The 16,049-nt window shown below is 65.2% G+C and carries 16 protein-coding genes; 6 read left to right on the top strand and 10 right to left on the bottom strand.

What is annotated here, in order from left to right; genetic code table 11:
* Positions 1 to 40 precede the first annotated feature (40 nt).
* The 5 genes from QTL98_RS02300 to lgt all read right to left on the bottom strand — a co-directional run bounded on the left by QTL98_RS02300 (position 41) and on the right by lgt (position 4,043).
* Positions 41 to 403 (bottom strand): tRNA-binding protein, encoded by a 363-nt coding sequence (locus tag QTL98_RS02300; protein WP_445680619.1) that lies wholly within the window; start codon positions 401 to 403, stop codon positions 41 to 43.
* Positions 404 to 624: 221 nt separating this feature from the next.
* Positions 625 to 1,062 (bottom strand): phasin family protein, encoded by a 438-nt coding sequence (locus QTL98_RS02305; protein WP_445680620.1) that lies wholly within the window; start codon positions 1,060 to 1,062, stop codon positions 625 to 627.
* A gap of 145 nt (positions 1,063 to 1,207) precedes the next feature.
* A complete protein-coding gene (locus QTL98_RS02310; protein ID WP_445680621.1) occupies positions 1,208 to 1,993 on the bottom strand; it encodes a purine nucleoside phosphorylase YfiH/LACC1 family protein in 786 nt (261 codons plus the stop codon).
* A 65-nt stretch (positions 1,994 to 2,058) separates the two neighbouring features.
* Positions 2,059 to 3,189, bottom strand: a complete 1,131-nt coding sequence (locus tag QTL98_RS02315) for a class I SAM-dependent methyltransferase (RefSeq protein WP_445680622.1) — start codon at positions 3,187 to 3,189, stop codon at positions 2,059 to 2,061.
* Positions 3,186 to 4,043 (bottom strand): prolipoprotein diacylglyceryl transferase, encoded by an 858-nt coding sequence (gene lgt / locus QTL98_RS02320; protein ID WP_445680623.1) that lies wholly within the window; start codon positions 4,041 to 4,043, stop codon positions 3,186 to 3,188. Before lgt ends, QTL98_RS02315 begins: the two co-directional genes overlap by 4 nt.
* A 381-nt stretch (positions 4,044 to 4,424) precedes the next feature.
* On the opposite strand from lgt, the gene QTL98_RS02325 reads away from it, so the two are divergent.
* From QTL98_RS02325 to QTL98_RS02340, 4 genes are all read left to right on the top strand, one after another.
* Complete coding sequence (locus QTL98_RS02325; protein WP_445680624.1) at positions 4,425 to 4,733, top strand: accessory factor UbiK family protein; 309 nt, start codon at positions 4,425 to 4,427, stop codon at positions 4,731 to 4,733.
* Positions 4,734 to 4,933: 200 nt separating this feature from the next.
* Positions 4,934 to 5,437 carry a type III secretion system chaperone family protein gene (locus tag QTL98_RS02330; RefSeq protein WP_445680625.1) on the top strand — a complete coding sequence of 168 codons (504 nt, stop codon included), beginning with the start codon at positions 4,934 to 4,936 and terminating at the stop codon, positions 5,435 to 5,437.
* Positions 5,438 to 5,443: 6 nt separating this feature from the next.
* The gene (proC, locus tag QTL98_RS02335) at positions 5,444 to 6,256 is read left to right on the top strand and encodes a pyrroline-5-carboxylate reductase (protein WP_445680626.1); all 813 of its coding nucleotides are present in this window, start codon (positions 5,444 to 5,446) and stop codon (positions 6,254 to 6,256) included.
* Positions 6,257 to 6,405: 149 nt separating this feature from the next.
* Positions 6,406 to 7,311, top strand: a complete 906-nt coding sequence (locus QTL98_RS02340; protein ID WP_445680627.1) for a hypothetical protein — start codon at positions 6,406 to 6,408, stop codon at positions 7,309 to 7,311.
* Here the strand turns inward: QTL98_RS02340 and QTL98_RS02345 are convergent.
* Positions 7,308 to 8,177 (bottom strand): sigma-70 family RNA polymerase sigma factor, encoded by an 870-nt coding sequence (locus QTL98_RS02345; RefSeq protein WP_445680628.1) that lies wholly within the window; start codon positions 8,175 to 8,177, stop codon positions 7,308 to 7,310. The genes QTL98_RS02340 and QTL98_RS02345 overlap by 4 nt on opposite strands.
* Before the next feature lie 422 nt (positions 8,178 to 8,599).
* Between QTL98_RS02345 and QTL98_RS02350 the strand changes: the two genes are divergently transcribed.
* A complete protein-coding gene (locus QTL98_RS02350) occupies positions 8,600 to 9,532 on the top strand; it encodes a ribose-phosphate pyrophosphokinase (RefSeq protein WP_445680629.1) in 933 nt (310 codons plus the stop codon).
* 71 nt (positions 9,533 to 9,603) lie between these two features.
* Here the strand turns inward: QTL98_RS02350 and QTL98_RS02355 are convergent, their stop codons facing one another.
* On the bottom strand, positions 9,604 to 10,260 hold the full coding sequence (locus QTL98_RS02355) for a LysE family translocator (protein WP_510637525.1): 657 nt from the start codon (positions 10,258 to 10,260) through the stop codon (positions 9,604 to 9,606).
* Between the two features lie 156 nt (positions 10,261 to 10,416).
* Between QTL98_RS02355 and ade the strand changes: the two genes are divergently transcribed.
* On the top strand, positions 10,417 to 12,162 hold the full coding sequence (gene ade, locus QTL98_RS02360) for an adenine deaminase (protein ID WP_510637608.1): 1,746 nt from the start codon (positions 10,417 to 10,419) through the stop codon (positions 12,160 to 12,162).
* 94 nt (positions 12,163 to 12,256) lie between these two features.
* Here the strand turns inward: ade and QTL98_RS02365 are convergent, their stop codons facing one another.
* From QTL98_RS02365 to QTL98_RS02375, 3 genes are read right to left on the bottom strand one after another with little or no spacing between them, the layout of a single operon-like run.
* Positions 12,257 to 13,282, bottom strand: a complete 1,026-nt coding sequence (locus QTL98_RS02365; protein WP_445680632.1) for an ABC transporter permease — start codon at positions 13,280 to 13,282, stop codon at positions 12,257 to 12,259.
* A gap of 5 nt (positions 13,283 to 13,287) precedes the next feature.
* Positions 13,288 to 14,301 (bottom strand): ABC transporter permease, encoded by a 1,014-nt coding sequence (locus QTL98_RS02370; RefSeq protein WP_445680633.1) that lies wholly within the window; start codon positions 14,299 to 14,301, stop codon positions 13,288 to 13,290.
* Positions 14,298 to 15,863, bottom strand: a complete 1,566-nt coding sequence (locus tag QTL98_RS02375) for a sugar ABC transporter ATP-binding protein (RefSeq protein WP_445680634.1) — start codon at positions 15,861 to 15,863, stop codon at positions 14,298 to 14,300. The genes QTL98_RS02370 and QTL98_RS02375 overlap by 4 nt, the downstream gene beginning before the upstream one ends.
* Positions 15,864 to 16,049: the final 186 nt, after the last annotated feature.

Below are 16,049 nucleotides of genomic sequence, written 5' to 3' on the forward strand. Positions count from 1 at the left end.
GGCTGTAGGTCGCCGGCCGCCACACTCTGTTCCGGGTGTTCTAGAAGAGACGGCCTCCGTTCGGCACTGGCCGGCCGGGTGACAGGATAACCGGTTCGCCCGCCTCATCGGGAAAACCGACGACCAGACATTCGGAGACGAACTTGCCGATCTGTTTGGCCGGAAAATTCACCACGGCGGCGACCTGCCGGCCGATCAGGGTTTCGGGCGTATAATGCCGGGTCAGCTGGGCCGAGCTGCGCCGCTCACCGATCTCGGGGCCGAAATCCAGCCACAGCTTGATCGCCGGCCGGCGCGCTTCGGGATAAGGTTCGGCGCGGATGATCGTGCCGACACGCAGTTCGACTCTTTCGAACTCCTGCCAGCTAAGATCGCGCCCTGCCTGGGCTTCGGTGACGGACATTATTCGCCCCCAGATTATGTAATTTTAAAATAAATCCGCCCTTTGTTTAATAACGCATCTGTCCGGACGTGCATAGGGTTGCCCCGGCCAGAGGCTGGCGGCCACGGGCCCTGCAGTGACGCGGGCAAAAAAGAAACCCGCCACGCGGCTGCCGCGGGCGGGTTTCTTTTTTGCCGAGACCCCGGGCCTGCGGCTGACCGCAGGCCCGGGACAGCGAAGACTTACTTGGAAGCGGTCTTCAGCTTGGTCACGAGCGTCTTGACCTCATCGAGGCTGGCGACGACGCGCTTGCTGATAACGTCAGCGGCTTCCTTGTTGGACTTGGAAACCATCTCGGCCAGCTCGGTCATGTTGCCGAGCGCCTTCTCGAAGGCGGCCTTGAGGAGTTCGGTCTCCTTGGCAACCTTCTCTTCCGGCGCGCTGGCGGCCATCAGTTCGCGCAGCATGACATTGGCTTCTTCCATGGTCTGGCGGAAGATTTCGGTCTGGCGGCGCAGGACGGCCTGCACGCCTTCGAAGGCAAGCTGGTTGGCCTGGGTCAGCGCTTCGATGTTCTTGCGCTGGGCGGTCACCAGGGCGTTCATGTCGACGCCCGGAACCTTGAAGTCAGCCATGAGCTTGGTGAAATCGATATCGAGGAACGGGTTGGTGGCGGTCATGTCCTTATCCCTTTCTTTGCGCTCGTGCTTGCGGGTGCCGTTGGCCCCTGCGGCGCGGCGCTTTGGTGCAATGCACAATTTGATCTGAGGGCACTATGAGCGCGAGGCATCCCGCCGTCAATATGAAAATTGCTGCACTGCAATATCACGTAAAAAGAGATATAACTGATATATTGCGCCCGTAATCGCTGTGGCCTTGCCGGCGGCTGGCGCGATAACTGAAGTGGGTATCCGCCCCCAGCGTGCCAAGGCCGCACCAGCGCGCCGCCGCCACGCCAGCCCGCTGCAGCCGGGCCACCACATAACCCGGCAGATCGAACAGCGGATGCCCTTCACGGGTGCCGGGGCGGAAGAAGCGGGCACTGGCCGGGTCCTCGGCCAGGAAGTTCTGCTCGAACTCCGGCCCCACCTCATACTGGTCAGGGCCGATACAGGGGCCAACGCAGGTTACGATGTCGCTGCGCCGTGCTCCGAGCGCCTCCATGGCGGCAATTGCACTGTCGGTTACGCCGCCGATGGCACCCTTCCACCCGGCATGCACCGCCCCGATAACGCCGGCCTTGCCATCTGCCAGCAGTACCGGCGCACAGTCCGCGGCGAGCGCGCCGAGGGCGATGCCCGGCGTGCGCGTAACCATGCCATCTACCCGTGGCAGTGGCGTGCCGGCCTCCCAGGGGGCGGTTACCGTCACGACATCGGCGCTGTGGCACTGGTGCACGGTCAGCAGCCGGTCGGGCTGGACCCCCATCAGGGCCGCTACCCGGGCGCGGTTTTCCGTCACTGCCGCGCCATCGTCATCGGACCCGAGCCCGCAATTGAGGCTGGTATAAATGCCGCCGCTGACACCGCCGGCCTTGCCGCAGAAGGCGTGACGAATGCCGGGCAGGCCTGCAAGTACCGGGTCGGTGGCATGGGCCAGAGCGGTGGTCATCTGCGGCAGCCTTTCGTTTTCGGTTGGATTGTGGTCGATGGTTCCGGGGGGCGCCCCGGGCGTTGTCAGCCCGGGCGATAAAGGGTGAGGGCCGGCAACGCCTTGAGCCCACTTCCGGCAAGTCCCAGCACCTTGAACAGGTGGCCCATCTGCTGCACGTCGGCAAGCCGGGTGGCCGCCTCGGCAATTGCACGCCGTCCGGCCTCGTCGGCCCTTGCCATCAGTTGCGTCGCCCGGGTTTCCAGCCCCAGCGCTTGCAGGAAACCGCCCTGCGTGCCAATGCCATAGGCCACGGCTCCGGCGCTGGTTGCCGCTTCGGCCAGAGCGGCAAAATCGACATGGGCGGTCAGATCAGCGTGGCCGGGTTCGGCCAGCGGGTCGGCAAAACGATGGGCGGCGAGCGCCTGAAAACTGTCGCCCACCGCCGCTGCATCGGCATAGCCATAGTCAATGAAGAGTGCGGCACCGGATTGCCGCACGAGCCTGCCTGCAAGCTCGTGCGAAATTGCGGCACCGGCCGGGCAAAGTTCGACAATCGCCGGCGCTGCCGCCGGATGGCTTGCCGCCAGCGCGGCGCTGCGGGCCGGCGATACACTGGCGACGAGCGCCTGTGGGGCCGGCTGGCTGCCCCAGCAGAGTGTGCCGTCCGGGGTCAAATCGACCGCCCGCTCCCGCCAGCCTGCCGGTCCATGGAGCAACTGGTGAATCGGCAGGGCGTCGAAAAACTCATTGGCGATGATGAGCAGCGGCAGGTTGCCCGGCAGCGTATCAATGCCGTCGTGCCAGTGCGGTGTGGCATCCGGCAGTGCCGCCTTCTGCCGCGCCCGCAAGGCCGGGCTCATCTCGACCAGATGAATTTGAGCTGCCGCGCCAAAGCCGTGTACGCGGGCAGTAGAACGCAGCATGTCCGCCATCAGCGTGCCGCGGCCGGGACCGAGTTCGACAAGGGCAAACTGCCCGGGGCTGCTGAGATCGAGCCAGACTTGCGCCGCCCACAGGCCAATCAACTCCCCGAACATCTGGCTGATTTCCGGCGCGGTAATGAAGTCGCCGCTACGACCGAAGGGTTCGCGGCTCATATAGTAACCGAACTGCGGGTGGCCGAGGGCCAGCGCCATGTAGTCGGCAACGCTGATTGGCCCTTCGCGGCGGATACGGTCCGCCAGAACGGGCAGCAGCCCGTTCGGCTCGCTCACCGTGCCGGCTCCGGGGTTGCCGGAACCGGTTCGGCCGGGCTCAGCGGGGCAAGGCCCCGGCGCCAGCACCAGACGGCCAGTGCCACGCCGGCGGCAATCATCGGCAGCGACAGGATCTGGCCCATGGTCAGGCCGAAGGCCAGATAGTTGAGCTGCGCGTCCGGCTGGCGGAAATGCTCCACCACCACACGGGCAAGGCCATAACCGATGACGAAGATGCCCGAGAGCACGCCCGGCCGACGGCGCACTGCCGGTACCCGCGCCAGCAGCGCCAGCACGCTGAAGAGCACGATCCCTTCAAGCGCCGCCTCATAAAGCTGCGAGGGGTGACGGGGCAGATGGTCCTTGTCGCCCGGAAAGACCATCGACCACGGCCCGTCCCACGGGCGGCCCCAGAGCTCGCCATTGATGAAGTTGGCAATCCGGCCAAAGAACAGGCCAATGGGGGCGGCGGCGCAGGCAAGGTCTGCCAGCGCCAGCGGCGCGATGCCCCGGCGCCGGGAGAAGAGGAAAGTCACCATCGCCACGCCGAGGAACCCGCCATGGAACGACATGCCGCCATGCCAGACCATGAAGATGTCGAGCGGATTCACGACATAGAAGGAGAGGTTATAGAACAGCACGTAGCCGATCCGCCCGCCGAGGATGACGCCAACCACGATCCAGGTCAGGTAATCGTCGATGTCGGAGACCTTCGGCGCCCCGATGAAATTGGCGCCGCGTTTGGCGAGCGAGATCGCATAGCGCCAGCCGAGGACGAAACCGGCCAGATAGGCAAGCCCGTACCAGCGCACGGCCAGTGGGCCGAGATGGAAGGCAATGGGGTCGATGTCGGGATAGGGAAGGCCAGGCATCGGGTAAAAGGCTCCGCCAGCGGGTGCCATTCAGGGAGCCCGGCCCCCGGCCGGCGTCCCGGCGACAACACCGGATCGATTTTAGGTCGAAAAAGGGCAGAAGGTTCCCCCGCCCCTCAAGCGGTCCTTATAGGGGTGGGGGGCGGGTGGCCGCAATGGCGCGCCAGCCCCTTGCCGGGAGATTGAGGCGTGGTTCATAGTCGCGCGCCCGGGCAGCAGCCCTTCGCCGCCGCACTCTGGCAACCTTTGCCGGCTGGCAGGCGTTCCTGCCCATCGGCGGCATTTGGGGGTATGATGACGGGCTGGGGCCCTGCCCCGTCAGATTCCCGGCAAGGCAGGGGCGGCCACAAGGGCCGGCCCCTTGGGATAAGGATGATCGAGATGCAGACCGAAAGCAAAATCCTGGATGATCTGGCCCGCCTGGTCGGCGGCGCGGTGGGCGCAGCCAACGGCGCGCGGCAGGAGCTGGAGCAGATCATCCGTGCCCGCATGGAGCGCATGCTGGCCCATATGGATCTGGTGCCGCGCGAGGAGTTCGAGGCGGTGCGCACCATGGCCATCAAGGCGCGCGAGGAGCAGGAGGTGCTGGCCGCCCGGATCGCCGCACTGGAAGAAAAGCTGGCCGCTACATCGGCTGCGGCCGCGCCGGCCGCACCGGCACGTCGCCGCAAGCCTGCCGCCAAGTCCTGATCGCCTGAACGCCGGTCAAAGCGGCCGGCACGGAACCGGGGAAATCTTGCCTTCCCCCTTTGCCCGCCTTGCGGCCTGCCGGCCCTTCTGGCAGGGTCACGCACTTGTTTGGCAAACGGGGCGCGGGGGGCGCTTCGTCTTGAGAGAAGGCTGTGCGGGCATCGGCGGAAAAGCTGGCCCCGGCCGTGGAGTTTCGGGTTATGGAGACGGTCACGTTCGAATCCATCGATGCGGGGTTCAATCCGCTTGATTCGGTGGAGGAGCTCGTCGCAGCCAATCAATGGACGTTCGACCGGGTGACGGATACCCAGATGGTGGTCGATATCCAGGGGCGCTGGTGCGACTACCGCCTGTTTTTCATGTGGAACGAAGAAAATTCGGGCATGCAGTTCGCCTGCCAGTTCGACATGAAGGTACCCGATGCGCGCCGCCCGGCGCTCAACGAACTGCTGGTGTCCATGAACGAGCGGCTCTGGCTCGGCCATTTCGACATCTGCTCGACCGAACATACGCCACTTTTCCGTTACACCATGCTTCTGCGCGGCGTGCCGATGGTAAGCCTCGAGCAGCTTGAGGATCTGGTGGAGATCGCGCTCAGCGAGTGCGAGCGTTATTTCCCCGCCGTGCAATTCGTCATCTGGGGCGGCAAGACGGCCGAGGAAGCCATCGCCGCTGCTGTACTTGATACCGTTGGGGAGGCCTGAGTTACGATGCCGGCACATTTGCTTCTGGTCGGTTGCGGCAAGATGGGTGGGGCGCTGCTGAAAGGCTGGCTCGACCGCGATGTGGATTATCGCGTCACCATCGTCGATCCGTTCGGCCTGCCCGCGGGCCTGACCGATCTGCCGAACATCAAGCAGGTGGCCGATTTCGACGCGGTGCCGGACGATGTCGATCCGTCGGTGGTGGTGTTCGCCGTCAAGCCGCAGGTGCTGCCGGGCGTCATCGACCGCTACAAGCGCTTCGTGCGGCCGGAGACGTTCTTCGTCTCCATCGTCGCGGGCAAGACCATCGCCTTCTTCGAAAAGCATCTCGGCAGCGAAGCTGCCATCGTGCGCGCCATGCCCAACACCCCGGCAGCCATCGGCCGCGGCATCACCGTCATGTGCGGCAATGCCAGCGTCACCGAGGCGCATCGGGATGAAAGCAGCGTGCTGATGCGCGCGGCTGGCAAGGTTGCCTGGATTGACGACGAGAGCCAGATGGATGCCGTTACCGCCGTTTCCGGCAGCGGCCCGGCCTATGTGTTCCAGCTGATCGAGACCATGGCCGAATCCGGCGTGCGCCTCGGCCTGCCGCTGGAGCTGGCAATGGATCTGGCGCGTGAGACCGTGGCCGGCGCCGGCGAACTTGCCCGCCGCCAGTCCGATGAGCGCATCACCCAGCTGCGCCGCAATGTGACCAGCCCGGGCGGCACCACCGAAGCCGCGCTGGAAGTGCTGCGCGCTTCCAATGGCATTCAGCCGCTGTTCGACCGTGCGCTCAGGGCCGCGGCCGACCGGTCGCGCAAGCTTTCCGACTGACCTTCTGAAAAGGGCGGTCGGCAGGTTAAAAGAAACCGGCGGCTTTCGGGTCGCCGGTTTCTTTTTGTTGCTGTCTCTTATGACGGTTTTAACCTGCGTCCGGATAAAGTCTCTTTGAGGGAAATGTCGGCAAGGAACTGCACCCTGAGATGGTTGGTGTTGTCGATTTTGCGCTGAGCGACGCCGTCGAGGCGATCGCCGTGGAAACCGCCCCGGCTGCCGAGGCGCGTGGTCTGCGGTTGCTCGCCGATATCGCTCCTGATCTGCCCGAGGCCCTGTCGGGTGACTTCGCCGCCATCGAAACCCTGCTGCGGGCTTTTGCAGCCCATGCGCTCGTCCGCACCGAGGCAGGCGGCATCAGCCTGCGCGCCCGCCCGGCGAGCCATTTTGCCGAAGCGGCCGATGGCCGGTCCTTCCTGCGTCTGGAAGTCAGCGATACCGGTACCGGTTATACGCAGGAGCAACTGGCAACCCTGTTCACCGCTGGAGCGGATGGCCCTGTTCCCGCCGGCCCCGCCGCACTCACGCTGGCCCGGTGCAGGGTTCTTGCACGGGCAGCGGGCGGTGAGGCGGGGGCGGATTCGATAGAAGGGCTTGGCTGCTGCTACTGGGCGGAGATTCCGATTTCGGTGCGCGACCCGTCACCGCTTGCCCCGGCCATTGCCATCGAGGATGCGCGCCTTGTCGTTGCCGGTTTCGGCCAGCGCTGGACGGAGGGGCTGCGCAGTACCTTCAAGGTTGCCGGGCTCGGCCTTGCCCTGTGGGCAGTGGAAGATGACGACCCGGTCGAACTTGCAGCCCGGCTTGCCGTTGGCGCAGCTGAGCCCGTGCTGGTGCTGCTGCGTGTCGGGGCGGCGGTGGACGACGTGGGGGCGCTCTGCGCAAGGCTGGCGGCGGCAAGCAAGCCGGCGGTCATCCTTGCCTGTCAGGAGGGGCAACGGGCGGCGCTTGAGGCGTCCGGGCTGCCCGGGGTGAGTGCCATCATTACCCTGCCGCTACGACGGCAGCCGCTCTGGCGGGCAATTGCCCTGGCGATGGGGCGGACGGAAGCCTAGCCGCTGAAGCAGCCTGCAAAGGTGCCGCCCAGCAGGGTGCGCAGCCGCTTCATCGCGTTCGCTTCGATCTGACGCACGCGGTCCCGGCTAAGGCCCAGTTCGTGGCCGATCTTCTCGAAGGAAAGGCGGCTCTCGGTCAGGTGGCGGCGGCGGATCACCAGGGCTTCCTGCCCCGGCAGGCGCTCCAGCGCCCGTTCCACCAGCCCCTTCCAGTAGGATTGCAACGAGCGTTCTTCGGCAATCTGGTCGGGGCCGGGCATGGCGCAGCCGATCTCTTCCTGCCAGTCCGGCGCGGTCTCTCCGGCCGCATCGGCGCTGGCAAAGAAGCGGGGGCGGGAGAGGCTGAGGTCGCTGGCCGCGATACGGGCGGCAAGATCGCGCACCTCGCCGATGCTCAGGCGAAAACGGGCGGCAAGGCGGGACAGCGTGGCTTCGCCGGGAATTTCGGTGCCGGAGAGAAGGGTGCTGGCCAGCTTGCGCAGCGAGAAGAACAGCGAGCGATGGGCGCTCGTCTTGCCCGGCCGCACCAGCGACCAGTTGCGCACCACATAGTCCTGCATGGTGGAGCGAATCCACCAGCGGGCATAGGTGGCAAAGCGGGCGCCGTTTTCCGGGTGGAAGCGGCCGGTCGCATGCATCAGGCCGATAAGGCCCTCCTGCATCAAATCTTCAAGCGCCGGACCGAGGCGGGCATAGCGCCGTGCCGCCATCACCACCACGCGCATGTGGCTGAGCGCCAGTGCCTGCGCGGCCTGCACGTCGCCGGCAAGGCTGCGTTCGGCAAGCGCGCGCTCCTCATCCGCGCTCAGCATTGGCTGGCGGCGGGCGCTGCGGATCAGGTGCAGGGAGGCCTCGGATGTCGGCATGCGCGGGCGTTTGCGGGGGCTGATGACCAAGTAAAGTTATTCCCATACCGGTTTGCTCGGATGAAGCGCCTCCGGATGGGGGTGTTATTCAGCGAACATAGCGCAAAAACCGCAGCCGGACTACAGTTGGCGGCCCTTCTGGCCTCCATTTCCGGCGCTGCGCTTCATGCCTTATCTTATCTCCTTCATGCTCATTGCTTTTGTCGGCCTGATGGTGGTCGGTTGCTGGCCGGTTTGACGGCGTCCCGGGCAGGGTTTTGTGCCCTCGTCATAAAGCTGAAATGAAATTGCTGCGGCAGGTTTGCCATTGTCGGGGGGCGCTGTTATGGTGCGCCGCATTCAAGGACGGGCCGCCTCAGGGCTGCCCCTTCCCTGGCACCGGGGTTATCCCCTTCCCTTTGACATAGCCTCGCGGCCCGCCAATGAAACTGCTTGCCTGCAATAGCAACGTCCCGCTGGCAGAGGAGATTGCAAAACATCTCCATGTGCCGCTCACCCAGGTCACCATCAAGCGCTTCGCTGACCAGGAAGTCTTCGTTGAGATCAACGAGAATGTCCGTGGCCAGGATTGCTTCGTCATCCAGTCGACCTCGCGGCCGGCCAATGACCATCTGATGGAACTCCTGGTGATGATCGACGCGTTGCGTCGCGGCTCTGCCCGCCGGATCACCGCCGTCATCCCCTATTTCGGTTACGCCCGCCAGGACCGCAAGACCGGCCCGCGTACGCCGATCTCGGCCAAGCTGGTGGCAAACCTCATCTCCACCGCCGGCGCCGACCGCGTGCTGACGATGGATCTGCATGCCGGCCAGATTCAGGGTTTCTTCGACATTCCGCTCGATAACCTGATTGCCGCTCCGCTCTTCAGCCGCGACATGGAGCTGAAGTACGGCCGCGGCGAGCAGGTGATGGTCATCTCGCCGGACGTCGGCGGCGTGGTCCGTGCCCGCTCGGTTGCCAAGCGCATCGATGCCCAGCTCGCTATCGTCGACAAGCGTCGCGAGCGTGCCGGTGTCTCCGAGGTCATGAACATCATCGGTGATGTGAAGGACCGCCGCTGTATCCTCATCGACGACATTGCCGACAGCGCCGGCACGCTGTGCAATGCCGCCGTCGCGCTGATGGACAAGGGTGCAGCTTCGGTTGCCGCCTATGTTACCCACGGCGTGCTCTCCGGCCAGGCGGTGGAGCGTATCTCCGCCTCGCCGCTGACCGAGCTGGTGACCACCGACAGCATCCGCCCGACCGAAGCGGTCGAGGCCTGCAAGAACATCCGCGTCGTCTCCGTTGGCCCGCTGATGGCAGAAGCCATCGACCGCGTCGCCCATGAGCGTTCGGTGTCGGTTCTGTTCTAGGCTTCCTTTCGAAGCTGAAATGAAAAGGGCGCCGTTCTCGGCGCCCTTTTTGTTTGTGTGGCGTCAGCCGCTCAGTTGCGGGCGGTGCGCTCCAGCGCAAGGCGCAGGCCAAAGCCCAGCAGCACGGTGCCGGTCAGCGCATCCATCACCCGGCTGACGGCCGGATGGCGCAGCAGTCGCGCAAAAGGCTGGGCGGCCAGCGTCAGCGCCACAAACCAGCCGATACCCATCACGGCATGGATGCCCGCCAGCAGCAGGCTGAAGGCAATGACATACCCGTTGGAAAAGCTGCCTGCCGGGATGAACTGCGGCAGGAAGGTTACGTAGAACACGCCGACCTTGGGGTTCAGCAGATTGGTGGTAAAGCCACGGCGCAGCCACTGGTGGCCGGCCGCCGCAACGGCATCTTCGCCCGGTAGGGTGGCCGGCGAACGTTTGCCGAGTGCGCCCCGAATCATGCCAAAGCCCATCCAGATCAGATAGGCGGCGCCGGCATAACGCAAAATCTCATAGGCAAGCTGCGAGAGGGCAAGCAGCGCACCGAGCCCCACCGAGGCAGCTATGCCCCAGGCAAGACAGCCGGCGCAGATGCCGAGCCCCGCCATCAGCGCCGGGCGCGGGCCTTCCACCAGTGCGGTGCGCAGCACCAGCGCAGTATCGAGGCCGGGGGTCAGGGTCAGAAGGCCGGCAGCAACGCTGAAGGCCATGAGGGCATGCACCGGATCCATTTTGCCAAAGCTCGCAATGAGAGGTTGGTGAAGAAAGGAGATAGCCCTGCCGGCGCCGTGCCGTCCAGTGAGCAGCCAAGGGGCGGTTGCGGGCCTTCCGTGTGCTGGTACACAGTGTCGGCAACAGGACTTACCCCGCGCCGCTGGAGCCAGATGATGAAGTTCACCGAAGCCACGCTTGCCCGCCGTATCGATCAGGGCACCGGCCGCAGTCCGGCCGATCTGGTGCTGAAGGGCGGCAAGTTCCTCAATGTGGTGACGGGCGAAGTGGCCGAGGGCGATATCGCCATCTGCGGCGACACCATTGTCGGCACCTATGAAAGTTATGCCGGTACCGAGGAGATCGATATCAGCGGCCTTACCGCCGTGCCGGGCTTCATCGATACCCATCTGCATGTCGAAAGCTCGCTCGTGACCCCGCACGAGTTCGACCGCTGCGTGCTGCCGCGCGGTACCACCACGGCCATTTGCGATCCGCATGAGATTGCCAATGTGCTGGGCATCGAGGGCATCGAGTTCTTTTTGCAGAGCGCGCGCGAGCTGGTGATGGACCTGCATGTCCAGCTCAGCTCCTGTGTGCCGGCGACCGACCATCTGGAGACCTCCGGCGCCAATCTTTCTGCCGCCGACCTCCTGCCTTACAAGGACGATCCCGCCGTCATCGGCCTTGCCGAATTCATGAATTTCCCCGGCGTGCTGTTCAAGGATCCGGGCTGCCTTGCCAAGCTCTCCGCCTTTTCCGGCGGCCATATCGACGGTCATGCCCCGCTGGTGCGCGGCTATGACATCAACGGCTATCTGAGCGCCGGTATCCTGACCGACCATGAATGCACGCAGCTTGAGGAAGCGCGCGAGAAGCTGCGCAAGGGCATGCACATCCTGATGCGCGAAGGCTCGGTTACCAAGGATATCAAGGCGCTCGCCTCGCTGATCGACGAGGTGAATTCTCCCTTCATCTCCTTCTGCACCGATGATCGCAATCCGCTGGAAATCGCGCATGAGGGGCATCTGGATTTTGCCCTGCGCAAGGCCATCCGCCTCGGTGCGCCGGTGGCGGCGGTCTATCGCGCAGCCAGCTGGTCGGCGGCGCGCGGCTTTGGCCTGCGCGGCAAGGGCCTCATTGCGCCGGGTTATCGTGCCGACATCGTGCTGGTGGAAGATCTGGCCGAGGTCAGCGTGCGCAAGGTCATCAAGGATGGCCGGTCCGTCACCGATGCCAGTTTTGCCGCCCGCAAGCCGGTGGCGCCGGTTGGCCTCAGGTCAGTCAAGCTGCCGGTGCTGGAAGCGTCCGATTTCGCCATCCGCACCAACAATGCCGGCCCCACGGTCAAGGCGCCGCTCATCGGCATCCTGCCTGACCGCATCATCACCGAACGGCGCACGGCAGAGCTGGCAGTCAGCGCCGGCGGCGTTGCCGCCGACCCGGCGCAGGATGCGCTCAAGATCTGTGTGGTCGAGCGTCATGGCCGCACCGGCAATGGCGGCAAGCCCAATATCGGGCGTGGTTTCGTGCAGGGCTTCGGCTTCAAGCGCGGTGCGCTCGGCTCTTCCGTCGGGCATGACAGCCACAATGTCTGCGTCGTCGGTACCAGCGACGAGGACATGGCGATTGCCGCCAACCGTCTCACCGAAATCCAGGGCGGCTTCGTTGCCGTGCTGGACGGCAAGATCGTCGGCGAGCTGCCGCTGCCGGTGGCCGGCCTGATGAGCGACCAGCCTTTTGATGTGGTGGAAAAGAAGCTGGTGGAAATCCGCGCCGCAGCGAAGGAGATGGGCTGCACCTTGCCGGAGCCCTATCTGCTGCTCGCCTTCCTGCCGCTGTCGGTCATCCCGCACCTCAAGATCACCGACAAGGGTCTGGTTGATGTCGACCAGTTTGCCCTCATCGAGGCTTTTGCCTGACGGCCCGGTTCACCGGGCTTCCCGGCCGCTGCCGGCCTTCCCGGTAAGGGAGAGGGCCGGCAGCGGCTGATGGTCCGCCGTTATTCAGGCGCCTTCAGCCCGCACGGGGTTTCCCGTGGGAGAAGCGGGATGCGTGTGCCTGAATGACGATGACCACCAGCAGGAAGCCCCCCCGGATGACGGACTGCCAGTAAGCGCTGAGGCTGATGAGCCCCTTGCCGTTCTCGAAATTGAGGATGTTGAAGATAAGGCCCAGCAGCAGCGCACCGGCGAGCGTGGCGGGGATGGAGCCAAGGCCGCCGGTCAGCAGCGTACCGCCGACGACGACGGAAGCGATGGCGGAAAGCTCCCATCCCAAGCCTTCCAGCGGTTGCCCGGCGCCAAAGCCGGAAGCGAGCACCACGCCGGCGAGCCCTGCCGCCGCACCGCTGATCATATAGGCACCCCACTGCACCCGCTCGACGCGCAGGCCCATGAGTTTTGCGGCCTCGGTATCGCCGCCCACGGCCAGTACATGCCGGCCGAAAGGCAGCTTCTCCAGCGTGACCCAGGCGATGAGGAAGATGCCGGCCATCAGCACCACCGGCCAGGGCACCACACCAAAGGCGCTGCCCATGCCGAACTGGGTGAAGTTGCTGTCCCACGAAACCGGCACCGACTGGTTGCCCGATATCACCAGCGCCAGCCCGCGCGCGGCCAGCATCATGGCGAGCGTGGTGATGAAGGGCACGATGCGCATGCGGGTGATGATGAAGGCGTTGATGACGCCGCAAAGGATGCCGACACCCAGCCCCGCGGGCAGCGCCACCTCGATGCCATAGGGGCTGGCGAAGGCGCTGACCACGCTGCTGAGCGCGGCGACCGACCCCACGGAAAGATCGATGCCGCCGGTTAGTATGACAAAGCACATGCCAAGCGCGATGAGCACGAACATCGAGTTGTAGGAGAGGAAGCTGAAGATGTTGTACTCGGTCAGAAACCGGTCGTAGCGCAGGGCGGCAAACAGGATGAGCAGCGCCAGCGCCACCCATACCCCGCCGGTGCGCAGGTCGCTCTGGCCCCGGCGCATGAAGCGGCTGAAATTGAAAAGCCGGGAGAGGTCGGCGTTGAGATCGGCCATGGTCGTCAGTCCCGGCGGTTTTGTTGCAGATAGACGGCGGCGATGATGATGCCGGCCTTGGCGATGAGGGCGACGGCATCCGGCACGCCGTTGGCGAGCAGCGTGTACCGCACCAGCTGGATGATCAGCGCGCCGATGATGACGTTGAAAACCGGAGCCTTGCCGCCGGTCAGCAGTGTGCCGCCCACCACGGCGGCAGCAATGGCATCCAGCTCCATCAAAAGGCCGGCCTGATTGGCATCGGAAGCCGAGTTGATGGCGCTGACGATAAGGCCGGCGATACCGGCCAATGCCGCGCAGAGCGAATAGACAACCAGCTTCACCCGCCGCACCGGTACGCCAGCCAGCCTTGCTGCCCGCTCATTGCCGCCCACGGCCAGCAGGTAGCGGCCAAAGAGCGTGCGCCTGACGAGGAACCACGCCCCGGCCGCCAGGGCCAGGCAAAGCCAGGCCTGCACCGGCAGCCCCAGCAGGCGGCCGGTGGCAATGAAGCTGAAGCCGGGGTTGGAGAAGGTCTGCAGGTTGCCGTTGGTCAGCACCTGCGCAATGCCGCGCCCGGAGATGAAAAGAATGAGCGTCGCCACGATGGGCTGGACGCCATAACGGCTGACAAGCCAGCCATTGAAGAGGCCGCAAAGCGCCGCCACGGCGACGGGCACTATGAACGCAGCGGCAAGGCCGATGGCCGGATGGGCCGTTGCAAACCCGGAGAGAAAGATGAGCGGGGCGAGCGCGCCGGAGAGCGCCATGACCGAGCCGACCGAAAGATCGATGCCGCCGCTCGCAATCACCAGCGTCATACCCAGCGCCACGATAGCGATGGTCGCGACCTGGGTGAGGTTGATGTAGAGCGTCTGCATCGCCAGAAAATTCGGCGTCAGCACCACATTGACCACCAGCAGCACGGCAAAGGCGATGAGCGTGCCGTGGCGCGTCAACAGCCCGGCGCGGCGCGGCGGCTTCGGGGTGTTCAGTGCCGTATCCGTCTTGGTGACCATCTGATCCGCCGTCCCGCTCATGCCCGCGCCTCCCCCGCCGGGGGTACTTCAATCGCAACCGCCCGCAGCAGCGCGTCTTCGCTAAGGCCGTCACCGTCCAGTTCTTCCACGGTGCGGCCCTCATGAACGACGATCACCCGGTCGCCGCCCTCCACCAGTTCCTCGAACTCGGAGGAGACCATCAGCACGGCAAGGCCGCGGTCGGCGAGCTGGCGGATCAGGGTCTGGATTTCGTGTTTGGCGCCGACATCAATGCCGCGCGTGGGCTCGTCCAGCATCAGCAGCTTCGGCTGCATGGCCATCCAGCGGGCGAGCAGCACTTTTTGCTGGTTGCCGCCGGAAAGCTCGCGGATGGGCTGGTCCATATCCGCGGTCTTGATGCCCAGGCGGCCGATGTAACTCTCCACCAGCTTGCGCTCCTCCCCCTCCGGCAGCACGCCGCGCCGGGCAAGACGGGGAAGGAGGGCCAGCGTCAGGTTCTCGCGCACGGAAAGGCCGGGCACGATGCCATCGATCTTGCGGTCCTCCGGGCACAGCGCAAAACCGGCGGCAATCGCAAGGCGCGGGTCGGCCTCGTTTATCTCGCCGCCCGCGATATGGATGCTGCCGCGCTCATGGGCATCGAGGCCAAACAAGGCGCGCAGGATTTCGGTGCGGCCGGAGCCGAGCAATCCGGCAAGGCCGACAATCTCGCCCTCGCGCACGGCAAGGTCGGCGGATTTGAGCCGGGTGCCGGCGCCGAGCCCGTCGGTGCGCACCACCTCGGCGCCGGGGGCGCGGGCGGCGCGGGAAAAACCGGTGAGGCCGGCGCTCTCCAGCTCGCTGGCGTCCCGCCCCAGCATCGCGGCGATGAGGCCGAGCTTTGTCACCTCACTCATGCGGTGGCGGGCGATGGTGCGCCCGTCGCGCATGATCGTCACGCTGTCGCAGATGCGAAACAGCTCATCGAGATGGTGGCTTACATATAGGACTGAAACGCCGCTGGCCTTGAGGTTGTTAATGACCCGGAACAACACTTCCGTCTCATTGTCATCCAGCGAGGAGGTGGGTTCGTCCATGATGACGAGCCGGGCATCGAAGGAAACGGCCCGGGCAATCGCCACCATCTGCTGCAGGGCGATGTTGTAGTGCCTGAGCGGCCGGGTCACATCGATGTCGATCTCGAAACGCGCCAGCACCTCGCGGGCACGGGCGTTTGCTGCTTTCCAGTCGATCATGCCCCAGCGCTTCGGCTCGTGGCCGAGGCAGATATTTTCTGCCACCGACCGGTAACCGACCAGATTCACTTCCTGGAAGATGGTGCTGATGCCGCCAAGCTGCGCGTCGTGCGGGGAGGTGAAGCTCACCGGCTGGCCCGCGAACAGGATCTCGCCCTCGTCGCGGCGATAGGCCCCGTTCAAAACCTTGATCATGGAGGATTTGCCGGCGCCGTTCTGGCCGATCAGGGCATGAACCTCGCCGGGGGCAATTTCCAGCGTGCCGTCTGCGATAGCGGGAATGCCGGCGAAGGATTTGCGGATCCCCCGCATGCTCAAAAGCGGTGCCGGCGCTGCGGTGTCGGCAGTCGCGCTGGTAGCGGCCATGCGGTAAAGCCCCTCCCCGGGCTTTGAGGGTGCCGGTTAGGCCCGGCTTTTCCTCGGCTGGCTTTTTTATCTATTGCCTGACTGTGAGGGGCGGCCGGCGATTTCGCGTCGGCCGCCCCTCTTTTTTTAAGGGTCAGGTCAGGGTGCCGGCTCTCGGCACGGCTCTATCGTCACGCCGAAAGCCGG

The sequence above is a fragment of the Radicibacter daui genome, assembly GCA_030657355.1.
Taxonomy (GTDB): Bacteria; Pseudomonadota; Alphaproteobacteria; order Radicibacterales; family Radicibacteraceae; genus Radicibacter; species Radicibacter daui.